Source organism: Pseudomonas sp. NFX183 (genome assembly GCF_047943075.1).
Lineage (GTDB): Bacteria > Pseudomonadota > Gammaproteobacteria > Pseudomonadales > Pseudomonadaceae > Aquipseudomonas.
In genome coordinates, this window is record NZ_CP181333.1 from 4,722,105 (window position 1) to 4,742,580 (window position 20,476).

General features: G+C 62.6%; 11 protein-coding genes. 7 read left to right on the top strand and 4 right to left on the bottom strand.

Going from position 1 to position 20,476, the window contains the following annotated elements:
• The first annotated feature begins 5 nt into the window (after nucleotides 1–5).
• From ACM530_RS22110 to uvrA, 4 genes are all read left to right on the top strand, one after another.
• Nucleotides 6–1,421, top strand: coding sequence for a Y-family DNA polymerase (locus ACM530_RS22110; protein WP_262207387.1), 1,416 nt, complete (start codon nucleotides 6–8; stop codon nucleotides 1,419–1,421).
• Nucleotides 1,397–4,489: an error-prone DNA polymerase gene (locus ACM530_RS22115; RefSeq protein ID WP_416363164.1), complete on the top strand. Its 3,093-nt coding sequence runs from the start codon at nucleotides 1,397–1,399 to the stop codon at nucleotides 4,487–4,489. The genes ACM530_RS22110 and ACM530_RS22115 overlap by 25 nt, the downstream gene beginning before the upstream one ends.
• Nucleotides 4,490–4,615: 126 nt before the next feature.
• Nucleotides 4,616–6,319, top strand: coding sequence for an ATP-binding protein (locus ACM530_RS22120; protein WP_416363165.1), 1,704 nt, complete (start codon nucleotides 4,616–4,618; stop codon nucleotides 6,317–6,319).
• Between the two features lie 8 nt (nucleotides 6,320–6,327).
• Nucleotides 6,328–8,847, top strand: coding sequence for an excinuclease ABC subunit UvrA (uvrA, locus tag ACM530_RS22125; protein WP_416363166.1), 2,520 nt, complete (start codon nucleotides 6,328–6,330; stop codon nucleotides 8,845–8,847).
• Nucleotides 8,848–8,899: 52 nt separating this feature from the next.
• On the opposite strand, the gene tkt is transcribed toward uvrA, so the two are convergent.
• Nucleotides 8,900–10,957 carry a transketolase gene (gene tkt / locus ACM530_RS22130; RefSeq protein ID WP_416363167.1) on the bottom strand — a complete coding sequence of 686 codons (2,058 nt, stop codon included), beginning with the start codon at nucleotides 10,955–10,957 and terminating at the stop codon, nucleotides 8,900–8,902.
• 175 nt (nucleotides 10,958–11,132) lie between these two features.
• On the opposite strand from tkt, the gene ACM530_RS22135 reads away from it, so the two are divergent.
• Nucleotides 11,133–11,357 (top strand): DUF465 domain-containing protein, encoded by a 225-nt coding sequence (locus tag ACM530_RS22135; RefSeq protein WP_145166142.1) that lies wholly within the window; start codon nucleotides 11,133–11,135, stop codon nucleotides 11,355–11,357.
• A 156-nt stretch (nucleotides 11,358–11,513) separates the two neighbouring features.
• On the opposite strand, the gene ACM530_RS22140 is transcribed toward ACM530_RS22135, so the two are convergent.
• Nucleotides 11,514–12,890, bottom strand: coding sequence for a VOC family protein (locus ACM530_RS22140; protein ID WP_416363168.1), 1,377 nt, complete (start codon nucleotides 12,888–12,890; stop codon nucleotides 11,514–11,516).
• 290 nt (nucleotides 12,891–13,180) lie between these two features.
• Between ACM530_RS22140 and ACM530_RS22145 the strand changes: the two genes are divergently transcribed.
• Both ACM530_RS22145 and ACM530_RS22150 read left to right on the top strand, forming a co-directional pair.
• On the top strand, nucleotides 13,181–14,590 hold the full coding sequence (locus ACM530_RS22145; protein WP_145166144.1) for an OprD family outer membrane porin: 1,410 nt from the start codon (nucleotides 13,181–13,183) through the stop codon (nucleotides 14,588–14,590).
• A gap of 145 nt (nucleotides 14,591–14,735) precedes the next feature.
• Entirely contained in the window at nucleotides 14,736–17,369 is a 2,634-nt protein-coding gene (locus tag ACM530_RS22150; protein WP_416363169.1) for an MGH1-like glycoside hydrolase domain-containing protein, read from the top strand.
• Nucleotides 17,370–17,734: 365 nt separating this feature from the next.
• On the opposite strand, the gene ACM530_RS22155 is transcribed toward ACM530_RS22150, so the two are convergent.
• Nucleotides 17,735–18,049, bottom strand: a complete 315-nt coding sequence (locus ACM530_RS22155; RefSeq protein WP_416363170.1) for a helix-turn-helix domain-containing protein — start codon at nucleotides 18,047–18,049, stop codon at nucleotides 17,735–17,737.
• Between the two features lie 960 nt (nucleotides 18,050–19,009).
• The gene (gene nuoN / locus ACM530_RS22160; protein WP_145164678.1) at nucleotides 19,010–20,473 is read right to left on the bottom strand and encodes an NADH-quinone oxidoreductase subunit NuoN; all 1,464 of its coding nucleotides are present in this window, start codon (nucleotides 20,471–20,473) and stop codon (nucleotides 19,010–19,012) included.
• Nucleotides 20,474–20,476 lie beyond the last annotated feature (3 nt).

A 20,476-nucleotide genomic window follows, 5' to 3' on the forward strand; every position in this document is an offset into this window, starting at 1 on the left:
TTGCCATGCGCTGGGTGTGTATTGTCTTCCCGCAATTGGCGCTGGACGGGGTGCAGCGTGTGCATCCCGAGCCCGATCAACCGCTGGTGCTGTTGGCCGGCACGCCGCAGCGCCGCGTGTTGCAAACCGTCAATGCCGCCGCCCGCGCGCTGGGCCTGCGCCCCGGGCAATCGCTGACGGCTGCGCATGCGCTGGCCAAGACCTTCGCCAGCGCCGAATACGACCCCGCAGAAATCGAGCGCTGGCAGCAGTTTCTGGCGGCCTGGGCTTACCGGTTCAGTTCCCAGGTCAGTGTGTATTACCCGCGCGCCTTGCTGTTCGAGATCGAATCGAGCCTGGGCCTGTTCGGGCCGTGGCCGCAGTTCGAGGCGCGGTTGCGCAACGAGCTGACCGCGTTGGGGTTTCGCCACCGTATCGTCGCCGCGCCCAATCCGGCAGCGGCGCGGGTGCTGGCCAATATCTACGATGGCCTGGCCGTGGCCGATGATCACGCGCTGCACCAAGCCCTGGCGCCACTGCCTGTCGACCGTTCAGGCCTCGACCCGCAAGCCGCCACCGCCTTGTCACGCATGGGCCTGCGCACGCTGGCCCAGGTGCAGGCGTTGCCCCGCCACACGCTGGCGCGGCGCTTTGATGCCGGCTTGCTCAAGCACCTGGATGCGCTGAGCGGACAGCGGCCGCTGCCACTGGCGTTTTATCAGCCACCGGAGCAGTTCGATGCACGCATCGAGCTGAATTTCGATGTGCAATCCCACCAGGCCTTACTGTTTCCGTTGCGCCGCCTGACCGGTGACCTGTCGGCCTTCCTCTGCGGTCGCGACAGCGGCGTGCAGCGTTTCGACCTGCACCTGGAACACGCCCAGGCGCCTGACAGCGTGATCAAGGTCGGCCTGCTCAGCGCCGAGCGCGAACCGGCGATGCTGTTCGAACTGGCCCGCGGCCGTCTGGAGCAGGTGCAAGTCACCTCGCCGGTTCGCGGCTTTCGCCTGGTGGCCCAGGACCTGCCGGTGTTCGTGCCGCAGCGCCAGGACTTGTTCGACGACCGCCCGCAACAGACGTTGCCCTGGGAGCAACTGCGCGAACGCCTGCGCGCACGCCTGGGCGATGAGGCTGTGCAAGGCCTGCGCTTTCATGCCGACCACCGCCCCGAATGCGCCTGGCAAGCCGCCGCCGATAGCCGCGCGTGCCCCACCTTGAACAAGGTGCAGCGCCCGGGCTGGTTGCTGCACGAGCCGACCTTGCTGGCCGAGCAGGGCGTACAGATTCTGATGGGCCCGGAACGCATCGAATCCGGTTGGTGGGATGGCGCCGATATTCGCCGCGACTATTACCTGATCCAGACCCGCGCCGGGCAGCAAGGCTGGGCCTATCGCACCGTCGGGCAAAGCGATGGGTTGTGGCTGCAAGGCTGGTTTGCATGAGCTACGCCGAGCTGCATTGCCTGTCCAATTTCAGTTTCCAGCGCGGCGCGTCGAGTGCGCTGGAGTTGTTCGAGCGCGCCAAGCGCCAAGGCTACAGCGCCTTGGCGATCACCGACGAATGCACCTTGTCGGGCATCGTGCGCGCCTGGCAGGCGGCGAAGGCGGTGGACATGCCGCTGATTATCGGCAGCGAGGTGCGCATCGAGAACGGCCCCAAACTGGTGTTGCTGGTAGAAGACCTCAGTGGCTACCAGCACTTGTGCCGGCTCATCACCCTGGCCCGACGCCGTGCCGAAAAAGGTCGTTATCGCCTGCTGCAGGAAGACTTCGACCAGCCTCTGCCTGGCCTGCTGGCGCTGTGGGTTGCCGAAGACAGCGACACCCAGGCCTCGATCCAGTGGCTGCGGCGTACCTTCGCCGATCGCCTGTGGCTGGCGGTGCACCTGCATTGCGGCCAGAACGATGCGCGCCACTTGGAGCAGCGCCTGGCCCTGGCCGCCAGCCTGCACATCAAGGCGGTGGCCTGCGGCGATGTGCACATGCATGCGCGCGGACGCCGCGCCCTGCAAGACACCATGACTGCCATCCGCCATCACGTCACGGTGGCCGACGCCGGCACACGCCTGCACCCCAATGGCGAGCGGCATCTGCGCAGCCTCGACGCCCTCGGCGCGCTGTACCCGCAAGCCTTGCTGGATGAAACCCTGGCCATTGCACGGCGCTGCACGTTCGACCTCAGCCAATTGCGTTACCACTACCCGCGCGAGCTGGTGCCCGCCGGCCAGAACGCGAAATCCTGGTTGCGCCAGCTCACTGAAGAAGGCATTGCCCAGCGCTGGCCGCAGGGTGTCGATGCCAAGACCTTGCAGCAGATCAACCATGAGTTGGCGCTGATCAGCGAGCTGGGTTACGAAAGTTATTTCCTCACCGTGCACGACATTGTGCGCTTTGCCCGCAGCCGTTCGATCCTGTGCCAGGGCCGGGGCTCGGCGGCCAACTCGGCGGTGTGTTTTGCCTTGGGCATCACCGAGATCAACCCGAGCCTGATGAGCATGCTGTTCGAGCGCTTCCTGTCCAAGGAGCGCAACGAGCCGCCGGATATCGACGTCGACTTCGAACACGAACGCCGCGAAGAAGTGCTGCAGTACGTGTTCCAGCGCTACGGGCGCACCCGTGCGGCCTTGACGGCGGTGGTCAGCAGCTACCACGCGGCCGGCGCAGTGCGCGATGTGGCCAAGGCCCTCGGCTTACCGCCGGACCAGATCAACGCCCTGGCCGAATGCTGTGGGCGCTGGAGTGACGATGCGCCGCCCCTGGAGCGCCTGCGCGAAGGCGGCTTCGACCCGCAAAGCCCGCTCCTGCGCCGCGTGCTCACGCTGACGCAGCAATTGATCGGCTTCCCCCGGCACTTGTCCCAGCACCCGGGCGGCTTCGTGATTTCCGAATACCCGCTGGACACGCTGGTGCCGGTGGAAAACGCCGCCATGGCCGAGCGCACCATCATCCAGTGGGACAAGGACGACCTCGACGCCGTCGGCCTGCTCAAGGTGGATATTCTGGCCCTGGGCATGCTCAGCGCGATCCGCCGCTGCTTCGATTTACTGCGCCGGCATCGCAACCTGGACCTGGCGCTGGCGACGATTCCCAAGGAAGACGCCGCCACCTACGCGATGATCAGCAAGGCCGACACCATTGGCGTGTTCCAGATCGAGTCGCGCGCGCAGATGTCGATGCTGCCCAGGCTCAAGCCGCAAAAATTCTATGACCTGGTGATCGAGGTCGCCATCGTGCGGCCGGGGCCGATCCAGGGCGGCATGGTGCACCCGTATTTGCGCAGGCGTAATAACGAAGAGCCGACGACGTATCCCTCACCGCAACTCAAGGCGGTGCTGGAACGCACCTTGGGCGTGCCGCTGTTTCAGGAACAGGTCATGCAGATCGCCATGGTCGCCGCCGACTATGGCCCCGGCGAGGCCGACCAGTTGCGCCGTTCCATGGCCGCCTGGAAACGCCATGGCGGGCTTGAGCCGCATCAGGAGCGCCTGCGCACCGGCATGCTCAAGAACGGTTACAGCGAGGCATTTGCCGCGCAAATCTTCGAGCAGATCAAAGGCTTTGGCAGCTATGGTTTTCCCGAGTCCCACGCGGCCAGCTTTGCCTTGCTGACCTACGCCAGTTGCTGGCTCAAATGCCATGAGCCGGCGGCCTTTGCCTGTGCACTGATCAACAGCTGGCCCATGGGTTTCTACAGCCCGGACCAGATCCTGCAGGATGCGCGGCGGCATCGCTTGCAGATCCGCCCGGTGGATGTGCTGGCCAGTGACTGGGATTGCAGCCTGGAACCCATCGACGGCCAGCAACCGGCGATCCGCATGGGCTTGCGCATGATCTCGGGGTTTCGCGAGGAGGACGCGCGGCGCATCGAAGCGGCCCGCCAGCGTGGTACGTTCAGCGACATTGCCGACCTGGACGAACGCGCCGGGCTGGATGCTCGCGCCCAGGCGTTGCTGGCGGACTCGGGCGCCTTGCGCGCGTTGGCCGGCAACCGGCACACGGCGCGCTGGGAAGTGGCCGGGGTGCATAAACAGCTGGGGCTGTTCGCTGGCCTGCCCAGCCCCGACGAAGCGGCGGTGCAGCTGCCGGCACCAACGGTTGGCGAAGACCTGCAGGCCGACTACGCCACGGTCGGCACCACCCTTGGCCCGCATCCCTTGGCGTTGCTGCGTGATGAGCTGCGTAAACGCCGCTGTCGCAGTTCCCTCGAGCTGATGGCGGTGGCGCATGGGCGCAACGTCAGCGTCGCGGGGCTGGTCACTGGCCGGCAACGCCCGGGCACCGCCAGCGGGGTCACCTTCGTTACCCTGGAAGATGAGTTCGGCAACCTCAATGTGGTGGTCTGGCGTGACTTGGCCGAGCGTCAGCGTCAGGCGTTGGTCGGTTCGCGCCTGTTGAAAGTCGACGGGCGCTGGGAGGCGGTAGGCGAGGTGCGGCACTTGATTGCCGGGCGCCTGACCGATCTGACGCCGCTGCTGGATGGGATTAATGTGCGCAGCCGGGATTTTCACTGACGGCAGTTGCTCAGTCCTTCTCGGATAAGCTATATGCAATGAAACGAATTATTGCAGTCAGACTCCAAGTTTTTATCAGCGTAACTGCATCACTCATCCATCCTTCTCTTCGCCACGAGCCCATAGATGCAATTTTTATCCAACACCCATGGCTGCGAAGGCTGGGGCGGTGAAATGGCCCAGCGGATCCGCGCCTTCGACTGGTCGACCACTGACCTGGGCCCGATCCACGCCTGGCCGAAGAGTCTGGTCAGCGCCGTGCAGATGCTATTGGCATCCCCCATGCCGATGGTGATGCTGTGGGGGCGGCTTGGGTACATGATCTACAACGACAGCTACTCGGTATTTGCCGGCGGCCGGCATCCGTTTCTGTTGGGCACGCCCGTGGAGCTGGGCTGGCCGGAAGTGGCCGAGTTCAACCGGCATGTCGTGGACACCTGTCTGGCGGGCGGCACGTTATCGTTCAACAACAAGGCACTGGTGCTGCTGCGCAATGGCAAGCCGGAAGATGTCTGGATGGATCTTTACTACAGTCCCGTCGCCGGCGACGACCAACAACCGGCCGGTGTGCTCGCGATTGTGGTGGAGACCACCGGCCACGTGAACTCCGAACGCTTGCGCCAGGAATTGACGCATAACCTGGAGCAACGCGTGGCGGCCGAAGTGCAAGCGCGCTCCTCGGCCGAAGCGCAATTGCGTCAGTCGCAAAAACTCGAAGCCATCGGCGGCCTGACCGGTGGCGTGGCCCACGACTTCAATAACCTGCTGCAAGTGATCGCCGGCAACCTGCACCTGCTGGCCCGGCACGAACCCGAGAATGCCCAGGTACAGCGCCGTGTCACGGCCGCCATCGCAGCGGTGGAGCGCGGCGCCAAACTGTCGTCGCAACTGCTGGCCTTTGCTCGACGCCAGCCGTTGTCGCCGGCTGTTTACAACCCCCAGCGCATCTACGCAGGTTTGGGTGAATTACTGCAGCGCGCGTTGGGCGAAACCATCCATATCGATGTGCAATTGCCCCAGGATTCCTGGTGCATCAACGTCGACCGCAACCAGCTGGAAAACGCGTTGCTCAATTTGGCGATCAATGCCCGCGACGCCATGCAAGGCGAGGGCGTGATCCGCATCACCGGCGATAACATCATCCTCAACCCCGACGACTGTGCGGGCAAGAGCGTCCTGCCTGGCGAATATGTGCGCCTGGCCGTCACGGATATTGGCGTGGGCATGTCGTCGGCGGTCCTGGCGCGGGTGTTCGAGCCGTTCTTTACCACCAAGCGTGAGGGCCATGGCACCGGCCTTGGCCTGAGCATGGTGTTTGGTTTCGTGCGGCAAAGCGGCGGCCATGTCGAGGTGTGGAGCGAGGAGGGCAAGGGCACGGTGGTGCAAATGTACTTTCCGCGCAGCCTCGGCGCCGAGGACCCGGACAGCCACCCCGTTGAGGCTGTGCCGCACGCGGGCGGCCAGGAAACCATTCTGGTGGTCGAGGACAACGTCGATGTACGGGTGACGGTGGTGGAATTGCTCGAGCAGTCGGGCTACACCGTGCTCACCGCCGAAGACGGCGACCGCGCAATGCAAGCGCTGCAGGGCGGCGTGCAGCCGGACCTGATTTTTACCGACGTGGTCATGCCCGGCCGGGTCAAAAGCACTGACTTAGCCGACTGGGCCCGCGCCCAGGTACCGCCGGTGGCGGTGCTGTTCACCTCCGGGCACACCCGCGACATTCTCTCCAGCAATCATCTGCTGAGCCCCGACATTCATCTGCTGAGCAAGCCCTACAGCCCCGAATCCCTCACACAACGGGTGCGCAGCGTGCTCACTGTCCGATAAGGTCTTCCATGACTTCACAGCGCAACATCCCTCCCGTCACCGGCCAGCACCTTGGCTTTGTGCGAGTGCGCGGCGCTCGCGAACATAACCTGCGTAACGTCGACGTCGACATTCCGCGGGACGCCCTGGTGGTGTTCACCGGCGTCTCGGGCTCCGGCAAATCATCCCTGGCGTTTTCCACGGTGTACGCCGAGGCCCAGCGTCGCTATTTCGAATCGGTAGCACCTTACGCACGGCGCCTGATCGATCAGGTCGGCGTGCCGGATGTGGATTCCATCGAAGGCCTGCCGCCGGCCGTGGCCCTGCAGCAGCAGCGCGGCACGCCGAGTGCGCGTTCTTCGGTGGGCAGCGTCACGACCTTGTCGAGCCTGATCCGTATGTTGTACTCGCGTGCCGGCAGTTATCCGCCGGGCCAGGCCATGCTGTACGCCGAGGACTTTTCGCCGAACCTGCCCCAGGGCGCTTGCCCGCAGTGCCATGGCCTGGGCCGGGTGTATGAGGTGACCGAGGCGCTGATGGTGCCCGATCCGTCGCTGACCATTCGCCAGCGTGCGGTGGCGTCGTGGCCGTTGGCGTGGCAAGGGCAGAACCTGCGCGACATCCTTGTGACGCTCGGCTATAACGTGGACATTCCCTGGCGCGACCTGCCGAAAAAGCAGCGCGACTGGATCCTGTTCACCGAAGAAACCCCGACCGTGCCGGTGTACGCAGGCTTCACGCCCGAACAGACCCGCGCGGCCTTGAAGCGCAAGCTCGAACCCAGTTACCAGGGTACCTTCAGCGGCGCGCGGCGCTATATCCTGCACACCTTCACCCACACCCAAAGTGCGCTGATGAAAAAGCGCGTCTCGCAGTTCATGCAGGGCAGCGCCTGCCCAATGTGCGAGGGCAAACGCCTGACCCGCGCGGCGCTGTCGGTGAAGTTTGCCGGGGTGGATATCGGTGAGCTGTCGCAACTGTCGCTGTCGCAGTTGGCCGAGTTGCTGCGGCCGGTCGCGGCGGGGCAGGACAAGATGAAGCTGTCGGTGGAAAAACGCCTGGCCGCCCAGCGCATCGCCGAGGATTTGCTTGAACGCGTGAGCACCCTGATCGAGCTGGGCCTGGGCTACCTGTCCCTGGAGCGCAGTACGCCGACGTTGTCATCCGGCGAGCTGCAGCGCCTGCGCCTGGCCACGCAATTGGGCTCGCAATTGTTCGGCGTGATCTATGTGCTGGATGAACCATCGGCGGGTCTGCACCCGGCGGATGGCGAAGCGTTGTTCACCGCGCTGGAGCGCTTGAAAGCCGCAGGCAATTCGCTGTTTGTGGTTGAGCATGACCTGGAAACCATGCGCCGCGCCGACTGGCTGATCGACGTGGGGCCGGCTGCCGGCGAGCACGGCGGGCAAGTGCTGTACAGCGGCCCGCCAGCGGGCCTGGCGGATATCGAGGCGTCGCAGACGCGCGAATATCTGTTTGCCGAGCGGCGCCCACCGAGCCAGGCGCGCCGTGAGCCCACCGGTTGGTTGAAGCTCGAAGGCGTGACGCGCAACAACCTCAATGACCTGAGCGTGGACTTCCCACTGGGATGCTTCACGGCGGTCACGGGTATTTCGGGCTCGGGCAAATCCAGCCTGGTCAGCCAGGCGCTGCTGGAACTGGTGGGCGCGGGGTTGGGCCGTGTGGTGGAAGCCGACGAAGAGCCCAGCCTGGAAGACGACATCCCGCAAACCAGCGGCGGGCGTATCACTGCGGGTCTGGAGTCGATCCGGCGCCTGGTGCAGGTGGACCAGAAACCCATCGGCCGTACGCCGCGCTCCAACCTTGCGACCTACACCGGGCTGTTCGACAACGTGCGCAAACTGTTCGCCGCCACGCCGGCGGCGAAGAAGCGCCACTATGACGCCGGGCAGTTCTCCTTCAACGTCGCCAAGGGCCGCTGCCCCAATTGCGAGGGTGAGGGGTTTGTGAGTGTCGAGTTGCTGTTCATGCCGAGCGTGTACGCGCCGTGCCCGACTTGTCACGGTGCGCGCTACAACCCTGAGACCCTGGCGATCAAATGGCAGGGGTTGAGCATTGCCCAGGTGCTGGGGCTGACGGTGGAGCAGGCGGTGGCGGTGTTTGCCGAGCAGCCTGGCGTGCTGCGCTCGTTGCAGGTGTTGCGCGATATTGGCCTGGGGTATTTGCGTTTGGGCCAGCCGGCCACCGAGCTGTCCGGCGGTGAGGCGCAGCGCATCAAGCTGGCGACCGAGCTGCAACGCAATGCGCGCGGCGCCACGTTGTATGTCCTGGACGAGCCTACCACCGGGTTACACCCACGCGATGTGGACCGCTTGCTCAGCCAGCTGAATCATCTGGTCGAGGCGGGGCATACGGTGGTGGTTGTGGAGCACGAGATGCGCGTCGTGGCGCAGAGTGACTGGGTAATCGATATCGGGCCGGGGGCCGGCATGCAAGGCGGGAAGGTGGTGGCCAGTGGCACGCCGCAGAAGGTGGCCAAAAGCAAGGTCAGCCGTACTGCGCCGTTTCTGGTGCGAGAACTGACTTAACTGCCAATCAGGTCAAAATGCGCAAGCGGGCCAGCCGCTTGCGCATTTTTTATCAGGCGTTAGCCATTTGCTCCTTGGCCAGCTTCACCACGTTCTCTGTGGTAAATCCAAACTTTTCCTGCAACTTGGCCAAGGGAGCCGAGGCACCAAAGGTGCTCATTACCACTTTGGCGCCGGTCTGCCCGACGTAACGGTCCCACCCCAGCGGGCCGGCTTGTTCCACGACGACCCGGGCTTTTACCGCCGGCGGCAACACGCTGTCGCGGTATGCCTGGTCCTGTTCTTCGAACAGTTCCCAGCTGGGCATCGACACCACCTGCGCGGCAATGCCTTCGCTTTTCAACTGCTCATAAGCCGCAACCGCCAGGCTGACTTCACTGCCTGTCGCCAGCAGCAGGACTTTGGGGTTATCCGCGCCCGCCAGGACATAAGCGCCCTTGGCCGCACCGGACGCCGCCGCGTATTTCGTACGATCCAGGGTGGGCAGCGTCTGACGCGACAACACCACACAACTTGGCCGATGGGTCTGCGCCAGTGCGACCTTCCACAGCTCCAGGGTTTCGTTGGCGTCGCCGGGTCGCAGGGTCAGTAGCCCCGGCGTTGCGCGCAGTTGCGTCAGGTGCTCGATGGGCTGGTGCGTCGGGCCATCTTCGCCGACGCCAATCGAGTCGTGGGTAAACACAAACACCACCGGCAATTCCATGATCGCCGCCAGGCGGATCGGCGGTTTCATGTAGTCGCTGAACACCAGGAACGTCGAGGTGTACGGTCGCAGGTACGACAGCGCCATGCCGTTGGCAATCGCGCCCATGGCGTGCTCGCGGATGCCGAAGTGCAGGTTGCGCCCGCTGTAATCATCGGCACTGAACCGCCCGGCGCCATCAAAGGTCAGGTTGGTCTTGGTCGATGGCGACAAGTCTGCGGAGCCGCCGAGCAGCCACGGAACCTGTTGGGCAAAGGCATTCAATACCTCGCCACCGGCTGCGCGGCTGGCGACGCCTTTGGCGTCGGTGTCGAAGCTGGGCAGCTCATCCTGCCAATGCTCGGGCATTTCGCCTGCGCGCATGCGGCGCAGTTCATCGGCCAGTTCCGGTTCGTGCTGTTCCAGCTGCGACACGTGGCGGGTCCATTCTTCATACTGCGGCTGGCTGCGTTCAAGCAGCGCATCGCGCAGCACGGTGCGGACCTCGTCGGGCACCAGGAAGCTGGAATCCTCGGGCCAGCCGTAGGCAGCCTTGGTCAGACGGATCTCATCAGCACCCAGCGGTTCGCCATGGGCGGCGGCGGTGTTGTGTTTGTGTGGCGAGCCGTAGCCGATCACGCTGTCGACCACGATCAGGGTCGGTGCGCCGGTGTTGGCCTTGAAGGTTTCCAGGGCGCTGCTCAAGGCCTGCAAATCATTGGCATCGGTGACGTGCAGGGTGTGCCAGCCGTAGGCCTGGAAGCGCTTGATCACATCTTCACTGAACGCCAGTTCGGTATGGCCCTCGATGCTGATGGTGTTGTTGTCGTAGATCCAGCACAGGTTGTCCAGCTTCAGGTGCCCGGCAATCGAGGCCGCTTCGCTGCTGATGCCTTCCATCATGTCGCCGTCGCCGCACAGGTTGTAGACGCTGTAATCGAACAGTACGCTGCCGTCGCGGTTGAAACGCTGGCCCAGCCAACGCTCGGCCATGGCCATGCCGACACTGTTGGCGCACCCCTGGCCAAGGGGGCCGGTGGTGGTTTCAACGCCGGTGGTCATGCGGTACTCGGGATGGCCCGGGGTCTTGGAACTCATCTGCCGGAACTGCTTGATATCGTCCAGGCTGATTGCCGGCTGGCCGGAGCGCTTGCCGTGAGCATCAATCTCCACCACACCGGCCAGGTGCAGCAGCGAATACAGCAGCATCGACGCGTGCCCCACTGACAACACAAAACGGTCGCGGTTAGGCCAGTCGGGATGCTGCGGGTGATAACGCAGGAAGCGGCTCCACAACGTGTAGCCCACTGGCGCCAGGCCCATCGGCGTGCCGGGGTGGCCGGAGTTGGCCTTCTGCACGGCGTCCATGGCCAGGGTGCGAATCGTGTTGATGCATTGGGTGTCGACAGCAGTGGCAGCGTGTTTCATGAAACCGTTCTCCCTCGGGTGGCGATCTACAGTGGAGGGCAGGGCGTGGCAAAGGTTTGATCGCATCGCCCGCATTACGACGAACGGGGATGTAATGACCCCGGACATGACAAGACCCCTCGCAATGGGCTAGCTTCAAACGCGTAGGCCATTGATCAACTTGCGGAGGTACTCCATGCCAGTGAAACACGACCTGTATCAGGATCTGGGTTTGACCAAGGAAGTCGTTCACGAACGCAGGAGGGGCGATGACCGTTTGAACACGCTGCTCGAGCAATACGACGCCGCCGACAAGGAGGTGCTGGCGTTCGAGTCTTCAGGCGGGGCTGACGAAGAACTGGAAAAATTGAAGAAGAAGCGCCTGCTGGTCAAAGACAAGATTGTGCAGCAGTTGGCGTAGTTGCAGTCCGCGCTCCTACAGGGCGCGGACATATTTGTTCAGAATTGTCTGAGGGACAGGGCGCTTTTCACTGTCTATCATGCGCACCGCCCACCCGGCTCTGGGGACTGTTGCGGCGCAAGGATTGCGCTGGTGAGCCGGGTGGGCACTCTCATTTCATGCCTGCAGCGCCTGGATGCATTCATCCATCGAGCGCTGTTGCGTCTCGCTGTACAGCTTCAGCTCATCAATCGTTCGGCAGCCCAGTGCTTTCTCGAATTCGGCCTGGTTTGAATTCGCCGCATAGTGACTCTGCGCCGCATCGCCAAGATTGGACTGAAAGATCCCCGCCGCACTCACCGGTAGAAAATCCTCATACACCAGCGGTTCCACGTCCACATGGCCGGCAGCAATGCGCGCCTGGAGTGTGGCCGGTTGATTGGCTTGGCCGCGCGCCGCCAGGCCTTGCTCAGTGACGAAATAGCGAAAGTACGCCAGCCCTTGCTCGCGCATCTGAGTGTGGTTGTCGGGGAAGGCCTCGAAGTGCTGCTCCATCAATTGCACATACCGCGCGGCGTTGGCCTCGTTCGGGAAGGCGCCCAATTCGTCGCGCGCAGCGTTCAGCAACTGGTCGTACAGGGCGCGGCCCTTGGGGGTCAGCGCGACGCCACGTTGTTCGATTTCGCCGAAGCGCGCGCTGTGGCTGCCCTTCGCGTCGGTGAAGGCGATCGGCTCGTCCAGCGCTTTGAAGCTGGTCTGGCGGAGCAGGATCGGGCAGTGACGACGCGGTGGTCCTTCGATCACAGCCTTGGGGGTGATGCCTTTGCCGGGCATGGCGGCCTGCACCTGGTCGATGTCCAGGGTGCGCGGGGTCAGGTGGTTGATGTGCGGGCCCTTGAACGCAACCACGTCGGCGATCAGGCGATGCTGGTCGCTCAGTTGCTGGTATTGCGCGCCGGTGACCGTGGCGGTGTGGTGCCAGCGAAAGGTTTCCAGGGCTTGGCGGATAAATGCATCGGCGTCTTGGGCGTCGAGGCCGCCGTCGCGTTCCGCTTGTTCGATCAACGCCATGGCGCCCGGGGTGAAAATGTTGCGTTTGGCCAGGGCGTTTTCGGCAAAGGCGCGCAGCTCAGGGTTTTCAATCAGTTCCAAACGCAGCAGTGAAGTAAAGACACGGAACGGGCTGGCCTGCAGTGAGCGTTCATGCACGGCGCGAAACGCAGTGGAATGCACCGGCACGCCCGCGGGCGTCAGGTCGTAGTAGCCCACCGGCTGCATGCCCATCACGGCAAACAGACGGCGGATGGTTGCCAGTTCCATGGCCGTGCCCAGGCGAATGGCGCCGTGGCGTTCCATGTCCAGAAGCTCGATTTCACCCGTGCGCTGCAACTGCCGGGAAAGCCCCGAATCACCGGCCAGCACCCGGCTATTGGTCTCGGCCACCAGGGCCATCAGCGCCCCGTACAGCGGAACTTCATCTCGGTACATGTCGGACATGGCTTTGGAAAAGCCTCTACGGATGTCGTCGGGGCTGACATGTGCGGTGGTGGGCATAGAAAAATTCCTGATGGCTAGGGGCGTGAACTTGGCCTATCGCTGGATTTTGTTGAGCTTGAGCCAGTGTTGCAAACGAAGAATCCTCTGGACTTCATTCTGCAAATGAATGAGATGACGTGAATATGACAAAAAACCCTGGCGGCGAAATTTCATTTTCACAGGCACTTTTCTAACAAATTCTTCACGAGGAGCGCCGCGGTGCTCATGAAACAATCGTCACGTTTGTAGGGATGAAAACGCCGTTTTGCACACAACGCACATAAAAAAATGTTTAGGGGCCGTCACGCATGAAAATTTCTACACTGGCGTTATCCATCACCGCTGCATTGCTCGCGCAACACGCCTGCGCGGATGACTTCGGGCTCGGTTCTCTGGGCACTGGCACAGGTCACAGTGGCTTTCTTGAAGACAGCCACGCCGCCATCAGTTCGCGGACCATGTACTACAGCGCAGACAACCGCTCGGGGACCAACAACGATCTGCGCGAAGCTGCGACACTGCTGCGCTTCGACTACAAATCCGGCTACACCCAAGGCACCCTTGGTGTCGGTTTCGACGTCATGGCGTTCGGCGCCTTGCGTCTTGATGGTGGCGACGGCCACGCCGCAGGCCCAGGCCTGGCAGGGAACGGCAACAGCTTCTTCCCGACCAAGAACAACGGCACTGAACCGGCCGACAGTTTCGGTCGCGCCGCCGGCAACGTGAAATTCCGTATTTCCCAGACCGAGTTGCACGTCGGCGGTGGTTTGGCGCCGGTGCTGCCTATTCTGGTCTCCAACGACAGCCGTGTTGCGCCACAGACCTTTGACGGCGGCATCCTCACCTCCAGCGACATTCCGAACGTAACCTTCACTGGCGGTGAGCTGAACAAGGCCGAAGGCCGTGCGTCCAGCAACTCCACGGGCCTGAGTGTGGCCGGCGGTACGCGTGACAGCGACAGCTTCAAGTTCGGTGGCGTGGACTACAAACCGTTCGGCTCGTCCGACAACGCCATCGCGAAAAACCTGACGCTGCAGTACTACTACGCCAACCTGCAAGACTTCTACAAACAGAACTATTTCGGCCTGGTCCATGTATTGCCGCTGGGCAATGACCAATCGTTCAAGACTGACCTGCGCTACTTCGACAGCACCAGCGACGGCAAGAATGGCGAAAGCGGTTATGCGTTCAACAACAACGGTGGCTACGCCAAGCACGCCGGTGAAGTGGACAACAAAACCTACAGCGCCGCGTTCACTTACCAACTGGGCGGCAGCAGCCTGATGCTTGGCCACATTGGCGTGAGCGACGACGGCGGCTTCGTCTGGGTCAACCAGGGCAGCCTCGCCGACCCACAGCAACAAGGCGCGGGCGGCAGCGACTTCTACCTGTTCACCGACGCCGTGGTTGGCCAGTTCTCCCGTGCGGGCGAGCAAGTCAACTTCGGTCAGTACTCGTATGACTTCAAGGCCTACGTACCCGGCCTGAAGGCTTCCGTGGCTTACCTGGACGGTACGGACATCAAGTCCAAAGTCGCTGGCGGCCCTGACCAGAAAGAAAACGAAACCGACTTCCGCCTGGATTACGTCGTGCAGGCAGGCCCGCTCAAAGGCTTCGGCACCACCTTCCGGACCGGTACTTATCACGGTCACAACACCGGCACTGCGGATCAGGATCAAACCCGCCTGATCTTCAACTACACCTACGCGATCTTCTAAGCACGTTCGCACTTTTACCGCGTTGAAAAAACCGAGGCCGCCTGATCAGCGGCCTTTTTTTTGCCCGGGCGGAGGAGACTTCATGTGCATCCTAGCGTGGATGGGTTCTACACTGCCCGTCACTGTGTCAGTGATGGAGGACCCAATGACGGCCGCACCCGTAACCAACATCCTTGAAACGATTGAAGGCCAGCGCCTGGCGACGCCAGAGGCCGAGCGTTGGCGCGAGTGGGGCCCGTACTTGAGTGAACGCCAATGGGGCACGGTGCGCGAAGACTACAGCGCAGACGGCGATGCCTGGGCCTACTTCCCGCATGACCACGCGCGCAGCCGCGCCTATCGCTGGGGCGAAGATGGCCTGGCCGGTTTCAGCGACAAGGCGCAACGCTGGTGCCTGGGCCTGGCGCTGTGGAACGAGCGCGACGCAATCCTCAAGGAACGGTTGTTCGGCTTGAATAACGCCGAGGGCAACCACGGTGAAGACGTCAAGGAACTGTACTTTTTCGTCGACGGTGTACCCAGTCATGCCTACATGCGCATGCTCTACAAATACCCGCATGCGGCCTTTCCCTATGCCGACCTGACCACCGAGAACGCGCGCCGTGGGCTTGCGGATGCCGAGTATGAAATCCTCGACACGGGCGTGTTCGAAGACAACCGCTACTGCGATGTCAGCGTTGAATACGCCAAGCATCAGCCCGACGATATTTTCATGCGCGTCACCGTGCATAACCGCTCGGACCAGCCGACGCGCCTGCAGGTGCTGCCCCAGGTGTGGGCGCGCAATGACTGGAGCTGGACCCTGGATGCGCCCAAGCCGCAGTTGCGCATGGACGGCGATCAGGTGCTGGCCCGTCATCACGAGCTTTCCGATCGCCACCTCAGCGCCTGGGGCCAGGACGGCGTGGAGTGGCTGTTCTGCGAAAACGAGAGCAACTATCAGCGCCTGGACGGGCAGCCGGCACCTGGGCCGTTCAAGGATGGCATCAACGATTACGTGGTGGCTGGCGTGCAGTCGGCGATTCGCCGCGATGCGGGCACCAAGGTCGCCGCACGTTTCATCCTCGAACTGGCGGGCCTGGAAAGCAAAATCCTGTACCTGCGGTTTGCGCCCACCGATGCGCCCCAGATCAACGCGCGCAAGCTGTTCGAACAGCGCCGCGAGGAGGCCGATCAGTTCTACGCGGGCTTGCAACACGGCATCTCCGATGCGGACGCGCGCAATGTACAGCGCCAGGCCCTGGCGGGTTTGCTGTGGTCTAAACAGCTCTACTATTTCGACGTGAACCAATGGCTCGACGGCGACCCTGCCCAACCGGCGCCACCGCCGGAGCGCCTGCACATCCGCAATACCCATTGGCGGCACCTGTCCAACTTCGACATCCTTTCCATGCCCGACACCTGGGAATACCCGTGGTACGCCTCCTGGGACCAGGGCTTCCAGGCGGTGGCGATTGCGCTGATTGATCCTGGGTATGCCAAGCAGCAGTTGTTGCTGTTGGTGAAGGACCGCTTCATGCACCCCAACGGCCAACTGCCGGCGTATGAATGGCGTTTTGACGATGCCAACCCGCCGGTGCATGCCTGGGCCAGTTGGCGGGTGTATCAGCAGGACAAGGCGTTGACGGGTGTCGGCGACATGGACTTTCTTGAGCGGATTTTCCACAAGCTGCTGCTGAATTTTTCCTGGTGGGTCAACCGCAAGGATGCCGAAGGCCGCAACCTGTTCCAGGGCGGGTTCCTGGGCCTGGACAACATTGCCTTGTTCGACCGCTCGGCGACCTTGCCGCCGGGTTACCAGTTGGATCAGGCCGACGGCACGGCGTGGGTCGCGGCCTACGCACTGGACCTGATGCGGATCGGGCTGGAGTTGGCAAAGCGCAATGTCGTGTACGTCGATATTGCGGTGAAGTTTTTCGAGCACTTCCTGTACATCGCCGGCGCCATCAACCGCGTCGACGACAGCGCCGAAGGGCTGTGGGATGAGCAGGATCTGTTCTTCTACGATGTGCTGCACCGCCCCGACGGCCAGAACGAACCGGTGCGCTTGCGTTCCATCGTCGGCCTGATGCCCTTGTTTGCCGTGCTGGTGCTGGAGCAGCGCGAACATGAAGGCCTGGAAGGCTTGCGTGAGCGGCTGCTGGGGTTCATGCATCACCGGCCGGACTTGGCCAAGTTGGTGTCGCGCTGGAACGAGCCGGGGCAGGGCAATCGCCTGTTGCTGGCGCTGTTGCGTGGCGAACGGACCAAGGATTTGTTGCGCCGCATGCTGGATGACCAGGAGTTTCTGTCAGGCTTTGGTGTGCGGTCCTTGTCCAAGGCGTTTGCCCAGGAGCCACTGGCGCTGAAGATGAACGGCGACACCTTGTGCGCGCGTTACCAGCCTGGCGAGTCGGACTCACGGTTGTACGGCGGCAATTCGAATTGGCGCGGGCCCTTGTGGATGCCGGTGAACTACATGCTAATCGAATCGTTGCGCGAGTTTCATCGGTACTACGCGGACAACTTCTCGGTGGAGTACCCGACGGGGAGTGGTTATCTGGCGTCCCTCGAAGAAGTCGCAGACGGCCTCAGTCAGCGTCTGACGCGATTGTTCCTGAGGGATGAGGACGGGCTGCGTCCATCGATGGCGGGGTATGCGCAGCTGGAAGCGGACCCGGCCAGTCGTGATCTGGTGCTGTTTCATGAGTATTTTCACGGGGAAACCGGGCGCGGCCTGGGCGCCTCGCACCAGACGGGCTGGAGTGCGTTGGTGGCGCTGCTGTTGCAGCCTCGTTAGGGCACGCTCCCTTGCTGGGCGCGCGGGGCGTCTCGGATCACGATTGGAGGGGCACGCCGCCTCGGCTGGGCGGTAGATCTTGAGCTTAGGTGGCCCCTGCTCAAAAAGGGGATTTACCCAACGACCCCGACGCCTCACAAGGCAAACGGAATCGTCAGCTTGGCCTACAGCATGTCGCAACTGCGTGGGTGGATTGATCCGTTGGCCCTCGCGAGCCACTCGCTGTTCTGGACTGAGGGTTCACCGCGCGTGGCGCCATCGGTGTGGGTGGGTTGAGGGGTTGCCGGGCAGCGAGACCGTTGCCGAGATGCTTGGCGGCCGCTAGATACTAGCCAACCGCCCCGAACCTGTCGGAGCTTGATTTGTCAGCCTAGCGCAGCGAGGTGCGCCACTGTTTCCGGAAACCGTGCAACCAGGCGAATCAAGGTAGCGGCCTGGGCATTCGGCCTGGCTCGGCCTTGCTCCCAGTTCTCCAGGGTACGCAGGTTGGTGCGCAGGTACATGGCGAACACCGCGCGGGAGAGGTTGAGCTGTTGGCGTACGGCGACCACCTCTTCGGCCGTCAGCGGGGCCAGGTTGTTGAGATGGACCTTGTGGGTGCGCAGGGTGACTTTGCCTTGGCGTTCTTCAGCCAGCGCGTCGAAGCCCTCGACCAGTTCGGAAAAGATTTCACGTTTCATGGTGTGTTCTCGCTTTGATTTCCCTACCTGATGTACTGAAATCCAAATGTGGGAGCGGGCTTGCTCGCGAAAGCGGTGGGTCAGCCAGCTCATGTGTCACTGACACAACGCATTCGCGAGCAAGCCCGCTCCCACAATTCAACCGAGTACATCTGCCAGCACCGTACTGCTTTGCTTTTCTGTGGGAGCTGGCTTGCCTGCGATGCAGACAACTCGGTGTATCAGGCATTACCAGTAGATGCCATCGCAGGCAAGCCAGCTCCCACATTTGATTGAGTTCGGCCTCCAGGATCAGGTCGGCTGCCAGGCCGTCTCGGCCTTGCTTTTGATCTAACCACTCCAACCGAGTGCATCTGCCAGCACCGTACTGCTTTGCTTTTCTGTGGGAGCTGGCTTGCCTGCGATGCAGACAACTCGGTGTATCAGGCATTACCAGTAGATGCCATCGCAGGCAAGCCAGCTCCCACATTTGATTGAGTTCGGCCTCCAGGATCAGGTCGGCTGCCAGGCCGTCTCGGCCTTGCTTTTGATCTAACCACTCCGACCGAGTGCATCTGCCAGCACCGCACTGCTTTGCTTTTCTGTGGGAGCTGGCTTGCCTGCGATGCAGACAACTCGGTGTATCAGGCATAACCAGTAGATGCCATCGCAGGCAAGCCAGCTCCCACATTGGAATTGGGTTCAGCTTCAAGGATCAGGTCGGCTGTCAGGCCGCCTTGCTCTGTTTTTGATCTTGATCTGCTTTTGACTTTGATCTTAGACGCCCCGTTAAACCACGCTGGTCGAACGCAGGTAGTACGGAGCGGGTAAACCGGCAGGACGCCGGTTTAGCCGCGACCGGCCCTAACCCAAATAACGGATAGGTAACAAGAACTCCAGACACCTTGCCCAATACATTCCCCCAGAACGCAAAAACGGCGCCCGAAGGCGCCGTTCTGTTTACTGCATAGTCCTAAGCGATCAAACGCCCAGTACCGCGTGCTGCACCAGGGTGAGCAACGGTTGTGGGTACACACCCAGGAAGAACGCGAGCAGGGCGATGGCCAGCAGCATCACGCCACCGGCTTTTTGTTCCCAGTGCAGCTCGGCGTCCACACGGCGCAGGTTTGGCTCGATCAGGTACAGGGTGACCATCACGCGCAGGTAGTAGAACACGCCGATGGCGCTACCCAGCACGAGGGAGGCAACCAACCACCATTCGTGGGCTTGGACACCGGTCGCGACGATGTAGAACTTACCGATAAAGCCTGCGGTCAGCGGGATACCGGCCAGCGACAGCATCATCACGGTGAGCACGGCAGTCAGGTACGGACGGCGCCAGAACAGGCCGCGGTATTCGTACAGGGCATCGGCATCACGGCCTTTGTACGGCGAGGACATCAGTGTGATCACACCGAACGCGCCCAGGCTGGTGATGACGTAGGTGACCAGGTACACGCCGATGGCTTCCACGGCCAGGCCTTTGCTCGCCACCAGGGCGATCAGCAGGTAGCCGAAGTGGGCGATGGACGAATAACCGAGCAGACGCTTGAGGTTGTTCTGGGTCAGGGCCAGCAGGTTACCAAACAGGATCGACGCAATGGCGATCACGGTCAGCACGTTGCTCAGCACGCCGGTGTTGGCAGCAGGCGAGATCTGGAACAGACGCACCATCACTGCAAACACCGCAACCTTGGAGGCCGTGGCCAGGAACGCCGCCACCGGCGCCGGGGCGCCTTCGTACACGTCCGGGGTCCACAGGTGGAAAGGCACCAAGGACAGCTTGAACGCCAGGCCGATCAGCATCATCGCCAGGCCCAGTTGGGCGATCGGCGCCGGGCTGTTGCTGGCGGCCAGGGCGTGACCGATACCGGTGAAGCTCAGGCTGCCGGCTTCTGCGTAGAGCAGGGCCATACCGAACAACAGGAACGCCGAGCCGGCGGCCGACAGCACCATGTACTTGATGCCGGCTTCCAGGGAGCGCTTGTTGAAGAAGGCGTAGGCCACCAGGCCGTAAGTCGGGATCGACAGCAATTCCAGGCCGATGAACAAGCCGGCCAGGTGCTGAGCGCTGACCAGCACGATGCCGCCGGCCGCAGCCAGCAGGATCAGCAGGTACAGCTCTTCCTTGTTGCCCGGGTAGCCCGTGCCGCCTTCGCCGAGGTAGGCGTGGGCGAGGGTCACGCACGCCAGTGTGGCGACGAGGATCAACGCGATATACAGCAGCGCGAAGTCATCGATCATCATCAGCGGGGTGACCGCCAGTGGCGCAACCTTGAGTGCCGGGATAATCGACAGCAGCGCCAGGTTCAAACCGGCACAGGACAGCAGGAACGTTTGCGAGTGATTGCGGCGCCAGGCGATCGCCAGCATCACCACCACAATGGTGAGGCTGGTGATCAGCAGCGGCGCAAGCGCGATAAAGTGTTGGATCGTGAATTCCATAGC

Coding starts and splice junctions, on each gene's coding strand:
- ACM530_RS22155 (WP_416363170.1), bottom strand. CDS start 18,049: ATGAAACGTGAAATCTTTTCCGAACTGGTCGAGGGCTTCGACGCGCTG.
- nuoN (WP_145164678.1), bottom strand. CDS start 20,473: ATGGAATTCACGATCCAACACTTTATCGCGCTTGCGCCGCTGCTGATC.
- ACM530_RS22145 (WP_145166144.1), top strand. CDS start 13,181: ATGAAAATTTCTACACTGGCGTTATCCATCACCGCTGCATTGCTCGCG.
- ACM530_RS22150 (WP_416363169.1), top strand. CDS start 14,736: ATGACGGCCGCACCCGTAACCAACATCCTTGAAACGATTGAAGGCCAG.
- ACM530_RS22120 (WP_416363165.1), top strand. CDS start 4,616: ATGCAATTTTTATCCAACACCCATGGCTGCGAAGGCTGGGGCGGTGAA.
- uvrA (WP_416363166.1), top strand. CDS start 6,328: ATGACTTCACAGCGCAACATCCCTCCCGTCACCGGCCAGCACCTTGGC.
- tkt (WP_416363167.1), bottom strand. CDS start 10,957: ATGAAACACGCTGCCACTGCTGTCGACACCCAATGCATCAACACGATT.
- ACM530_RS22135 (WP_145166142.1), top strand. CDS start 11,133: ATGCCAGTGAAACACGACCTGTATCAGGATCTGGGTTTGACCAAGGAA.
- ACM530_RS22110 (WP_262207387.1), top strand. CDS start 6: ATGCGCTGGGTGTGTATTGTCTTCCCGCAATTGGCGCTGGACGGGGTG.
- ACM530_RS22140 (WP_416363168.1), bottom strand. CDS start 12,890: ATGCCCACCACCGCACATGTCAGCCCCGACGACATCCGTAGAGGCTTT.